General features: G+C 53.3%; 12 protein-coding genes. 11 read left to right on the top strand and 1 reads right to left on the bottom strand.

Going from position 1 to position 12232, the window contains the following annotated elements; genetic code table 11:
• Positions 1-60: 60 nt before the first annotated feature.
• The 11 genes from urtB (at position 61) to ureC (ending at position 11554) form a co-directional block, all read left to right on the top strand.
• The gene (gene urtB, locus METH11B_RS0107600) at positions 61-1812 is read left to right on the top strand and encodes an urea ABC transporter permease subunit UrtB (RefSeq protein WP_026601511.1); all 1752 of its coding nucleotides are present in this window, start codon (positions 61-63) and stop codon (positions 1810-1812) included.
• Positions 1813-2224: 412 nt separating this feature from the next.
• Positions 2225-2611, top strand: a complete 387-nt coding sequence (locus METH11B_RS28425) for a lysozyme inhibitor LprI family protein (protein WP_081733769.1) — start codon at positions 2225-2227, stop codon at positions 2609-2611.
• Positions 2612-2987: 376 nt separating this feature from the next.
• Entirely contained in the window at positions 2988-4100 is a 1113-nt protein-coding gene (gene urtC / locus METH11B_RS0107605) for an urea ABC transporter permease subunit UrtC (protein WP_051426995.1), read from the top strand.
• Entirely contained in the window at positions 4097-4906 is an 810-nt protein-coding gene (urtD, locus tag METH11B_RS0107610) for an urea ABC transporter ATP-binding protein UrtD (RefSeq protein WP_026601513.1), read from the top strand. The genes urtC and urtD overlap by 4 nt, the downstream gene beginning before the upstream one ends.
• Positions 4906-5679, top strand: coding sequence for an ABC transporter ATP-binding protein (locus tag METH11B_RS0107615; protein ID WP_036277085.1), 774 nt, complete (start codon positions 4906-4908; stop codon positions 5677-5679). The genes urtD and METH11B_RS0107615 overlap by 1 nt, the downstream gene beginning before the upstream one ends.
• Before the next feature lie 113 nt (positions 5680-5792).
• Positions 5793-6101: a hypothetical protein gene (locus tag METH11B_RS0107620; RefSeq protein WP_026601515.1), complete on the top strand. Its 309-nt coding sequence runs from the start codon at positions 5793-5795 to the stop codon at positions 6099-6101.
• A gap of 12 nt (positions 6102-6113) precedes the next feature.
• Positions 6114-6965, top strand: a complete 852-nt coding sequence (locus METH11B_RS0107625; protein ID WP_026601516.1) for an urease accessory protein UreD — start codon at positions 6114-6116, stop codon at positions 6963-6965.
• 417 nt (positions 6966-7382) lie between these two features.
• The gene (locus tag METH11B_RS0107635) at positions 7383-8792 is read left to right on the top strand and encodes a P-loop NTPase fold protein (RefSeq protein ID WP_026601517.1); all 1410 of its coding nucleotides are present in this window, start codon (positions 7383-7385) and stop codon (positions 8790-8792) included.
• A 402-nt stretch (positions 8793-9194) separates the two neighbouring features.
• The gene (gene ureA / locus METH11B_RS0107645) at positions 9195-9497 is read left to right on the top strand and encodes an urease subunit gamma (RefSeq protein ID WP_026601519.1); all 303 of its coding nucleotides are present in this window, start codon (positions 9195-9197) and stop codon (positions 9495-9497) included.
• Between the two features lie 9 nt (positions 9498-9506).
• Positions 9507-9824 carry an urease subunit beta gene (locus METH11B_RS0107650; protein WP_026601520.1) on the top strand — a complete coding sequence of 106 codons (318 nt, stop codon included), beginning with the start codon at positions 9507-9509 and terminating at the stop codon, positions 9822-9824.
• Complete coding sequence (gene ureC, locus METH11B_RS0107655) at positions 9821-11554, top strand: urease subunit alpha (RefSeq protein ID WP_026601521.1); 1734 nt, start codon at positions 9821-9823, stop codon at positions 11552-11554. The genes METH11B_RS0107650 and ureC overlap by 4 nt, the downstream gene beginning before the upstream one ends.
• 93 nt (positions 11555-11647) lie before the next feature.
• Here the strand turns inward: ureC and METH11B_RS0107660 are convergent, their stop codons facing one another.
• Positions 11648-12217 (bottom strand): hypothetical protein, encoded by a 570-nt coding sequence (locus METH11B_RS0107660; RefSeq protein WP_026601522.1) that lies wholly within the window; start codon positions 12215-12217, stop codon positions 11648-11650.
• Between the last annotated feature and the right edge of the window lie 15 nt (positions 12218-12232).

Consider the following 12232-nt stretch of genomic DNA (forward strand, 5'->3'; position numbering starts at 1 on the left):
TGTTACCCGCGAGGTTCACGGCAGGATGCCGCGGGCCTCGCCCCCCAAAGAGGACAGACGATGCACACACCCCATTTCAGAACCCGTTTAAAAACGCCGCCCGGCTCACACCCGGCTTATCGTTCCCCCAAGGACAGCTTCTTGAGCATGATGACTACAGCTTCTACTCAGACCGGATTAAAAGTCGGCGGCGTTTTTAAACAGCTTCTCAAACTTACCGGCTACTTGCTGGCGATGCTGCTGCTCAATACCCACGCAGCCCTTGCCCAAGAGGCAGGTAGCGCGTTGGAGCAACTCAGAACAGGCAGTATGACGGAGCGCGAGCAAGCCATCGAAACCCTGGGCGGCGACAGCAATAACCTGAAACTATTGCAAGCCCTGCAGGACGGCAAACTGTTCGACTTCAAAGCGGAAGGCAAGCTGGTCCTTGCGCAGGAAAGCGCCGCCGGTTACCAACTGAGCGATCCGCTCAGCGGCGCGGCATTGGCGGAAGTAGAGCGCGGCGCGGTAGGTAAAATCAATTTAAACAACAAGCTACGCGGCGTGCTGCGCAAAACCATCGCGTTGCTGCAATTGAACGACGCAGATCCGGTGTTGCGCCTGATCGCCGTACAAACATTGGCCAATGAGATAGACGACAAAGCCGTGATTTTATTACGCGATCATCTGGCCAACGAAACCGATGCCAACATCAAAGCTGCGATCAACAAAATGCTGTTATTGCAAGACATCAACAGCCCGGAAAAAGACCAACGCATAGCCGCTATCGCCGCCTTAAAAGTCCTGGACAGCCAGGACGTGGTCAACAAACTGCAAGCGGTTATCGAGAAAGATGCCGACGGTAATTTTGTCGAAGCCGACAGCGACGTGCGCAATCTGGCCGAAGCGGCTTTGATTAAAATCCGCGAACGCATGCAAGCTTACGCCGTCGCCGAAACCGTGTTCTTTGGCTTGAGTTTGGGCGCGGTGCTGGTGTTGTCCGCGATTGGCTTAGCCATCACCTTCGGGGTAATGGGCGTGATCAACATGGCCCACGGCGAGCTGATGATGCTGGGCGCTTACACCACTTATGTGATGCAACAAATCATGCCGAATTATTTGGGCACAGCCTTGATCCTGTCGATCCCGATGGCGTTTTTAGTTGCCGCCTTGGTCGGTATAGCCATCGAACGAGGCATCATCCGCTTTTTATATGGCAGACCGCTGGAAACTTTACTGGCTACCTTTGGCGTGAGTTTGTTTTTGCAACAAGCCGTGCGTTCGATCTTTTCACCATTGAACCGCAGCGTCTCAACGCCCGAGTGGATGAGCGGCTCCTGGCAAATCAACGACTTTTTATCACTAACATGGAACCGCTTTTACATCCTGATCTTTTGCCTACTGGTGTTTACCGCGCTGCTGCAAATCCTGAAGCGTACCAAACTAGGCCTGGAGGTCCGCGCTGTCGCTCAGAATCGTGGCATGGCCAGGGCAATGGGTATTCCTACTGCTAGAGTCGATGCGATGACGTTTGGCTTGGGTTCCGGTATAGCTGGCGTGGCTGGCGTGGCCTTGAGTCAGATCACCAACGTTGGACCTAATTTGGGACAGGCTTACATCGTGGATTCGTTCATGGTGGTGGTGTTTGGTGGCGTGGGAAATTTATTCGGTACTTTGGTAGCGGGATTTACGTTGGGTATTGCCAATAAGGTATTGGAGCCTTATGCGGGGGCGGTGTTGGCGAAGATTTTAGTGTTGGTGTTTATTATTTTGTTTATTCAGAAGAAGCCGAGGGGATTGTTTCCACAGAAAGGGAGGGCGGCGGAATCTTAATTTTTGTGTCGCTGCCGCGACGGTGTTTGAATGCCGGTTCGCGGACCGGCGACCGCGATACTTTCTTTTGCTTGGCCAAAAGAAAGTATCCAAAGAAAAGGCCACCCCGCTGCCGCTTATTCCCTGCGCTCCTCGGTTTTGAACGGGGTTGCCTGAAGGGGCTTCCCAGCCCCTGCATGCAACGCGCCGCATCCATGCGACGCCCCTAACGGGCTATTCCGTTCAAACCCTCCGGTGCTCGGCGCGGCAGAGGGGATTAACCCGTAGCGAGATTTAAAGTGGATCGATAGCTTAACTAACTGCGAATCCCTGTATGCGTCGAATTGGAACAAGCGAAAGTTTATAAGATTTACAAAACATGGAAACAACTCCTAAACTCTGTTGAAACATATTTCAAGTTACGGGGTTTCCAATGAGATTAATCGTATTGCAATTTACTCTAGTGTTATTTTCGTCAAACGCATTTTCAAATGAATGCGACGAACTTCCAACAGGTAGCGGAATAAGGTCCGACTGTGATGCTAAATCATCTTTAGAAACCGCAGAAAAAGAGCTAGATGTTGCATATAAAAAGTTATTAGAAATTCTTTCTAAGTCCGATTCATATAAAAAACAAGCTGATGATTTAGTCGTATCTCAAATGACTTGGATGAAATATCGAGAACAGTTTTGCTCTGTAAAGGCAGATATTAATGGAGGTTCATCATCATGGGTTGCATCATCCTACACATATTGCAAGTCAGGTATGGCTGAACAACAAATTAGAGAATTGAATAATATTTTAAGTAATTTCGAATAAGAGTCGTAGGGTGGACACTATATAAGTGCCCAAGCCGAGCCCACAGCCAACGGTGGGCAAAGTTGTCCACATTACGCAAATTCGGGCGGCTGATGGTTTTAACCCCTTATGCCGCGCCGAGCACCGAAGTTTTTGAATGGATCAGCCCGCAGGGGCGATGCAGGGATGCATCGCGTTGACGGAGGGGCAGGAAGCCCCTTCCGTCAACCCCATTCAAAAACTTTGGCGCGCAGGATCAAAGCGGCATCCGGGCCGCCTTTTCTTTGGGTACTTTCTTTTGGCGGAGCAAAAGAAAGTACCTCGGCTGTCGGGCCGAGACCCGACTTACAAAAAACCGTCGCGACAGCGACACCAAATTTGGTTTAACGGAATAGAAATGAACATATTCAACCAAGACAAAACCTACGCTTCAGTGCTAATCACCCTAGCAAGCGTCACCCTATTAATCCCCCTCTGTAACCTAATCTTCCCCGAAGACTCGGCCCTACATTTCTCGGCTTACAGCGTATCCCTAATCGGCAAATACCTCACCTTCGCCCTACTCGGCCTGTCGCTAGATATGGTCTGGGGCTACGCCGGCATTCTGGTGTTGGGCCAAGGCGCATTCTTCGCCTTGGGCGGCTATGCGATGGGCATGTATCTGATGCGGCAGATCGGCACCCGCGGTGTATACGGCAACGCCGAATTGCCCGACTTCATGGTGTTCCTGAACTGGACCGAACTGCCCTGGTACTGGTACGGCTTCGAGAACTTTGGTTTCGCGATGCTGATGGTATTCCTCGCCCCTGGCCTGCTGGCGTTCGTATTCGGCTGGCTGGCGTTTCGTTCACGTGTCACTGGCGTGTATTTGTCCATCATTACCCAAGCCCTGACTTACGCCCTTTTGCTGGCTTTCTTTCGTAACGAAATGGGCTTCGGCGGCAACAATGGCCTCACCGATTTCAAAGACATCCTCGGTTTCAACATTCAATCCGAAGCTGTGCGCTCGGTGTTGTTATTGATGACCGGCCTGAGCCTGATCGGCGCTCTGTTACTGTGCCGCTGGATCGTCAACAGCAAACTGGGCCGGGTGGTCACGGCGGTTCGCGATCAGGAGTCGCGGGTACGCTTCCTGGGTTACCGGGTGGAATTGTTCAAACTCTGGGTGTTCGTATTTGCGGCGATGCTGGCCGGCTTGGCCGGAGCGTTGTATGTGCCGCAAGTCGGCATCATCAATCCCAGCGAATTCTCGCCGCTCAACTCCCTGGAAATCGTCATCTGGGTGGCGGTCGGTGGCCGCGGCACTTTGTACGGTGCGATCATCGGCGCAGTGCTGGTGAACTACGCCAAAACCGTGTTGACCGGTTTGATGCCGGACGCCTGGTTGTTTTGCCTGGGCGGTGCCTTCATCCTGGTCACCTTATTAATGCCCGACGGCATCGTCGGCCTGCTGCGCCGTCGCAGCAAACCCAAACCTACTCTTAACGCTACCGGAGGACAACCGGCATGATGATCTCGGCTGCAACTACCACTGAAGGCGGCGCCAGCCTACCGCTGGACGGCGAGGTCGACGCCCGCCACGGCCCGATTCTGTACATGGAAGACGTCAGCGTAAGCTTCGACGGCTTCCGGGCGCTGAACCATCTCTCGCTATACATCGACGACGGCGAACTGCGCTGCCTGATCGGCCCCAACGGCGCTGGCAAGACCACGCTGATGGACGTGATTACTGGCAAAACCAAGCCCGACAGCGGCTCGGTGTTTTTCGGCCAGACCATCGATTTGCTGGAACTGGACGAACCGGCCATCGCCCAGGCCGGCATTTGCCGCAAGTTTCAAAAGCCCAGCGTGTTCGACGCGTTGACCGTATTCGAAAACCTGGAACTGGCCTTAAAAACCGACAAACGCACCTGGCCGACCTTGTTTCATAAACTCAACGGCGAGCAACGCGACCGCATCCAGGATGTATTGCAAACCATCGCCCTGCCCGCCCAACAACGGCAACTGGCCGGCGCGCTGTCGCACGGTCAAAAGCAGTGGCTGGAAATCGGCATGTTGCTGATGCAAGACCCGAAAGTGATGCTGGTCGACGAACCCATCGCCGGCATGACCCATCAGGAAGTCGAACGTACCGCCGAACTGTTGTTGTCCTTGCAAGGCAAACACTCCATCGTCGTGGTCGAGCACGACATGGAATTTGTCCGCAGCATCGCCCGCAAAGTCACCGTACTACACGAAGGCTCGGTACTGACCGAAGGCACGATGGATGAAGTGCAAAACGACCCGCGCGTCATACAAGTTTACCTGGGGGGATGATGTTAAATATCAGCGCATTGCAACAATACTACGGTGCCAGCCACACTCTGTGGGATCTGGATTTGCGCGTACCGGCCGGCGCCTGCGTCTGCCTGATGGGCCGCAACGGCGTCGGCAAAACCACGCTACTCAAAGCCATCATGGGCCTATTGCCGGTAGCGGACGGCAGCATCCAATTCGACGGCGTGGAACTGGCCAAAGCCAAGGCCGAGTCCCGCGCCGAACTGGGCATAGGCTACGTGCCGCAGGGCCGGGAAATTTTTCCATTACTGACCGTGGAAGAAAACCTGAAAACCGGCCTGCGCGCCGCGAATAAACACGGCATCAAAAAAATCCCGGACAGCATCTTCGAAATTTTCCCGGTACTGAAACAAATGCTGAAACGCCGTGGCGGCGACCTGTCCGGCGGCCAGCAGCAGCAATTGGCGATTGGTCGGGCCTTGGTCTTAAATCCCAGATTGTTGATTCTGGACGAACCGACCGAAGGCATCCAGCCCAACATCGTCAGCGAAATCGGCGACGTGATTATTCGTCTGAACAAATCGCGTGGCGTGGCGACACCGATTCCCAAACCGGAAACCGGCGAAATCCATCAAGCCATCGACCGCATCCGTAAAGAACTGGGGGTAACGGTGTTGTTGGTGGAACAAAAACTGCCGTTCGCCCGTAAGGTGGCTAATCAGTTTTGCATCATGGACCGTGGCCGACATGTGGCGGTCGGTGCAATGGACGAGTTGGCCGATGATATGGTCAAGCGTTACCTCACAGTCTGAATATTCCCCCCTTTGCAAAAGAGGGGCTAGTAACCTAAAGGTCATAAAGGAAGATTTGCAAAACGGGCATAGCCCATCGTGTTAATTCAACGCAGGATCAGGGAGAAAGGAAGATGAAATCCGAACAACTTTTGCTGGCGGCGGGTGCTTTGTTATTGGTGTGGTCAGTGCGCAGCGAGGCACATACCAGTTACGAAGCTGTGATGGAAGGTGGTGGCAACCTATTGCAATTGACCCGCGCCGCACTGCATCCTTTGTTTGAAATCCCGGACCTACCGACCCTGCTGATCAGCATCTTAATTTTGGGATTCGTGTTCGGCCCGGTTATATTGCACATCATGCGACAGCGTGCCGTAAACAAACCACAGCATTCGCCTTTGTCGGAAAACTCGGCCATCGCGCCCAAGACCAAAAACTTGTAACCCAATCGCACCATGCCAGCCAACTGCGTCGCTTCAGCCAATCCCGCGGCCTCAACTGATACCACGGCGTGGGAAGCCGAATTAATACTGGGCTTTAGCCAACGCGGCGCCAAAACCGCCTTAGTCAACCGCAGCCACCGCGGCCCGTTGACCGTGCAACGCCCCTTCTATCCGGAAGGCGGCGTCTGCCACGTGTATTTGCTGCACCCACCCGGCGGCGTCGTGGCAGGCGATCATTTGACTATCTCAGCGATGGTCGAAAACGATGCCCAAGCACTCATCACCACCCCTGCCGCCGGCAAGTTTTATCGCAGCGGTGGCGGCGAAGCGCAGCAATCCGTCAACCTCAAGGTTGCTGAAAACGCCAGTTTGGAATGGCTGCCGCAGGAAACCATCGTTTACGAAGGTGCGCGCTTAAATTCCAGCATGAATATCGATTTGGCCGAACGCGCCCACTTCATCGGCTGGGAAATATTGGCTTTAGGCCGCCCAGCCGCCGGCGAAGGCTTCGAGAACGGCGCAGCGACCTTAAACTGGCGCATTAGCCATACCGGGCGATTGGTTTACTTGGAACGCTTGCGCCTGGATGCCGAAGCCTTCCAAGCCCGTTGGGGTTTGTTTGGGCATTCGGCGTGCGGGACGCTATTTGTTTATCCTGCGTCGTCTTCGCAGTTGGCGGCGGTGCAGGAGTTGATTGGCGAAGAGGCTAATCGCGGGGTGACTTTGATTGAGGGTTTGTTGATTTGTCGGGGGTTAGATCTTAGGGCGGATTTGTTGAAGGGGTTTTTTGAGAGGGTTTGGGGGTTGGTTAGGGGGGATGTTGTTGGGAAGGCGGTTTGTGCGCCGAGGATTTGGGCGACATGATTTTTGTGTCGCCAACGCGACGGCTCGTTTAGAAGTCGGGTCTCGGCCCGACAGCCGAGATACTTTCTTTTGCTTGGCCAAAAGAAAGTATCCAAAGAAAAAGCCACCCCATGCCGCTTTGATCCTGCGCTCCGAAGGGTTTGAACGGGGTTTTCGGAAGGGCTATCCCTAGCCCTCCGAAAACGAGCGGCATCCATGCCGCTCCCCTGCGGGCTGATCCGTCCAAACCCTCCGGTGCTCGGCGCGGCATAAGGGGGGTAACCCCGTGGCGCGAAGAAAAATTATTGGCTAAGTTTATATTTTGGGTTTCAAGTTTTATTGTAGGATGCTGCCGACGTTAGGAGTCGCATCTGTCGCGAGCGATGCACTTCACTTTATTCAGCATCCATAAGCTTAAACAGTGATAAATAAACAGCTATGAATTTAAAGTTTCAGAATCTTCAAATTGATCCCACCGACCCTTTCAGTAAAGATCTGTTAAACCGTAAACCAGAAATTGAAAACCTGTCTACTCTGATTTCCAATCTTAACTCACCTGCCGTATTGGCAATAGATTCGCCGTGGGGCACGGGAAAAACCACATTCATCAAAATGTGGGAAGCTTTCTTGCAAAATAATGGAATTGAATCGTTATATTTTAACGCTTGGGCAACCGATTTTTCGGAGGATCCTTTAATTTCATTTCTAGGAGAAATGAACGATGGGCTTTCTAAATTGATCAGCTCTTCGGCGGAATCCACCGAAGCTTGGGAACGTGCAAAAAATATTGGTGCAACATTGGCAAAAAAAGGCATTCCAGCATTGATCAAAATCGCAACGGCTGGGGTTATCGACGCAGAAAAAATTATTGAAGATGAAGCCTCAAAAGTAATGGAATCTTTAACAGGCGACATATTAAATGACTACTTCAGGCAAAAGAGTGCCATCGCGGAATTTCATGAGGCATTAACGAAATTAATCGCCGAATCGAAGATAAAACCTATTGTTATCTTTGTCGATGAACTTGACCGTTGTCGACCTACTTACGCAATATCTTTATTAGAAAGAATTAAGCACCTTTTCAACATAGAGGGTTTAGTATTTATACTTTCACTAGATAAATCTCAATTATGCCATTCGATTAGCGCCGTCTACGGCTATAACTTCGACTCAGAGTCGTATTTACGTCGCTTCTTTGACTTTGAATACCAGCTTAAAAGACCTGAAATTAAAGGATATGTAAAAGCTTTATTTTCAGCGTTGGAATTGGATAAACTCCATGAACCAAGAAAGAAATACGATCAGCTTCGGTATGATTTAGAGCACCTAGAAAATGTCTTTTTGATGTTGGCTGAACGTCTAAATCTCCCTCCGCGTGAAATTGAACAGCTATTGGCAAACATTAATCTTGCGTTACGCACTGCCAAGGAGAATGAATTTGTTTATCCAGCGTTATTGACTTTTTTAGTAATTACTAAAAACAAACGCCCTGCGGTATATAGAAATTATGTTTCGCCATTGGAAAAGGAGACAACGATTATTGATTACTTCTATGAATTGATGCCGGAGCCATTACGTTACAAAAGTTTCGAGTGCGCGCTTATTGAAGGATTTTTAGTTGCGGCGAAGGTAGATCGATATGGGAGGAGTGAGTCCTCTGAAACCTATGTTACCCACCAAAGAAATTTGGCAGATGAAACGGCCACGCCGGAAACGCGTGAATATTCGAGAAAAGTTGTGAACATTGCAAATAACCCAAGTAACAGGGGCTATGGCCTTGATCTTGGAGCTTTGGTTGAACGAATTGAGATGATTAGCCGGTTCCAGTTTGAACAATCTGATGGTTAACACGGGTGAGACGGAAATCGGTATGCGGCATTTTGTATGATAGCCGCTAAGATTTTTGAAATGGCTAACGAAACTCTCTCTTCAGTCCGACTGCTTCAGACTTTACAAATTGTAATTCCGGGATGGTTTTGCTCCCCTGATGCCGCGCCGAGCACCGAAGGGTTTGGACGGATCAGCCCGCAGGGGAGCGGCAGGGATGCCGCTCGTTTTCGGAGGGCTAGGGATAGCCCTTCCGAAAACCCCGTTCAAACCCTTCGGAGCGCAGGATACAAGCGGCATGGGGTGGCTTTTTCTTTGGATACTTTCTTTTGGCCAAACAAAAGAAAGTATCTCGGCTGTCGGGCCGAGACCCGACATTAAAAACAACCGTCGCGTTAGCGACACAAATTAAGAAGCACCGCCATGCAATTAACCCCAAGAGAAAAAGACAAACTCCTCCTCTTCACTGCCGCCCTCCTCGCCGAGCGCCGCAAAGCCAGAGGCTTGAAACTTAACTACCCGGAAGCCGTGGCTTATATCTCTGCCGCGATCATGGAAGGCGCTCGCGACGGTCAGACCGTGGCCGAATTGATGGCTTATGGACGCACGCTATTAAGCATCGACGATGTGATGGACGGCATCGCCGAGATGTTGACCGAGGTGCAGGTGGAGGCGACCTTCCCGGACGGCACCAAATTAGTCACCGTACACGACCCCATCGTATAGGAGCAAAGCATGATTCCTGGAGAAATCTTCCCTGCCGCCGGCGATATCGAACTGAATGCCGGTCGCGCCACCGTTAAAGTCCTGGTTGCCAACAGCGGCGACCGGCCAATACAAGTTGGCTCGCACTATCATTTTTACGAAACCAACCCGGCTCTGCATTTCGAGCGCAGCGTGGCTTTGGGTTTTAGGTTGGATATTCCGGCCGGCACGGCGGTGCGTTTCGAACCGGGCCAGCAGCGCGAGGTACAGTTGGTGGCTTTTGCCGGTGAACGCAAAGTCTATGGTTTTAGAGGTGAGGTAATGGGCGCATTGGAGAAAACCGCATGAGCAAGATTTCGAGAGCGGCGTATGCCGACATGTTCGGCCCCACCACCGGCGACCGCTTGCGGCTGGCCGACACTGATTTGATTCTGGAAGTGGAAGCCGATTACACCGTTTACGGCGACGAAGTGAAGTTCGGCGGCGGCAAGGTGATCCGCGACGGCATGGGCCAAAGCCAGTTGGGCAACGATCAGGCCGTGGATTTGGTGATCACCAATGCGCTGATCATCGATTACTGGGGCATCGTCAAAGCCGATGTCGGCGTTAAGGACGGACGCATTTTCAAGATCGGCAAGGCCGGTAATCCGGACATTCAACCCGGCGTGGACATCATCGTCGGTCCCGGCACCGAAGTCATCGCCGGCGAAGGCCAGATTCTTACCGCCGGCGGCATCGACGCGCACATCCATTTCATCTGCCCGCAGCAAATCGAGGAAGCACTGTGCTCCGGCGTGACGACGATGATCGGCGGCGGCACCGGTCCGGCCACCGGCACCAACGCCACCACTTGCACACCGGGGCCCTGGCATCTGCAACAAATGCTGACGGCGCTGGACGGGTTACCGATGAACTTTGGCTTGCTCGGCAAGGGCAACGCCAGCCTGCCGGGTGCGTTGGAAGAACAAATCCAGGCCGGGGCAATGGGCCTGAAACTGCACGAAGACTGGGGCACCACGCCGGCAGCGATCGACTGCTGCTTGAGCGTGGCAGAGGACTACGACGTGCAGGTGGCGATCCACACCGACACTTTAAACGAGTCAGGCTTTGTCGAAGACACCTTCGCCGCCTTCAAGGGCCGCACCATCCACACTTACCACACCGAAGGCGCCGGTGGCGGCCACGCCCCGGACATCATCAAGGCTTGCGGCCTGGGCAATGTGTTGCCCTCGTCGACCAACCCAACCCGACCTTACACGGTCAACACCGTCGATGAGCATCTGGACATGCTGATGGTTTGCCATCATCTTGATCCGAGCATTCCGGAAGACGTGGCTTTTGCCGAATCGCGCATCCGCCGCGAAACCATCGCCGCCGAGGACATCCTGCACGACCTCGGCGCGTTTTCGATGATTTCCTCGGACTCGCAAGCGATGGGTCGGGTCGGCGAAGTGGTGATCCGCACTTGGCAAACCGCGCACAAGATGAAGGCGCAGCGCGGCCACCTTTCTTCTCCCGCGCCCTCCGGGAGAGGGGCTGGGGGTGAGGGCGCACATAACGACAACTTCCGCATCAAGCGCTACATCGCCAAATACACCATGAACCCGGCTATCAGCCACGGCATCGCCCATGAAGTAGGTTCCATCGAATCCGGCAAACTGGCCGATTTGGTACTGTGGCAACCGGCCTTTTTCGGCGTCAAACCCAGCCTGATCATCAAAGGCGGCCTAATCGCCGCCGCGCCGATGGGCGATGCCAACGCCTCCATCCCCACCCCGCAGCCGGTGCATTATCGGCCGATGTTCGGCAGTTTTGGCCGCACCGCCGCGAATACTTCAATGATCTTTTTGCCGCAAGCGGCGGTGACTTCCGGCTTGGCGGAGCAATTGGGGCTACAAAAACGGGTAGGTACCGTGAAAAACACCCGAACCATTGGCAAGGCGGATTTGAAATTAAACGACTACCAGCCGGTGATGGAAGTTTGTCCTCAGACTTATCAGGTACGCGCGGATGGAGAGTTGCTGGTTTGCGAACCGGCAGTGGTGTTGCCGATGGCGCAGAGGTATTTTTTGTTTTGAGAAGGGCCAGGGTTTTCGGTAGAGCCATCCGTGGCCCTGCCGAAAACAAACTGTATGAAGCGGCAGCGAGGCGGCATTCGCCATCAGTTGAAACTAGGAACCTGGGGTATGGTTTTTGTGCGGTAGAACCGGTTCATCCGTGGTGGTAGCGCCGGCTTCGATTTGCTGAGCCATGGCGTTGATGATTTCCGGCGGAGCACCGGATTGCTTTAGGCTTTCGCGCAACTCAGCACTCAATTCCGCGCTGGTTCGTTCCACTACCGGTTCTTCAGGCTGAACGGCTGCGGCTGACTCTTGTTCTTTCAGAGTCTGCTCCATCTGTGCAACCTGCTCTTCCGGTAAGTGATTGGCTCGCATCGACGCAATCATATCGGTATTGGCTTCGCTACGCGCCGCCTCATCCTCGGGCGACAAGCTATTGGCGAGCGCCAGCCGCTGCCGCTCGTGCGGGGGTAATCGAGTGTCCGGAGACATTGCGGCGTTTGCCGGCGGAATATCGAGCTTTCTGTTCGCGCCCACTGCGATAACAGGCGCGGAAACTGAAGCAGTATTCTCCGGCAGCGCCGCCCGCTGGCTCTCGCCGCGACCGGGGAATTGCTGACCGGCAAAATATCCGCTCGCAAAAACGCTAGCCACACCGAGTATTGAGACAAGTTTATTCATGATCGTGACCTAGGT

It is taken from the genome of Methylomonas sp. 11b, assembly GCF_000515215.1.
GTDB lineage: Bacteria > Pseudomonadota > Gammaproteobacteria > Methylococcales > Methylomonadaceae > Methylomonas.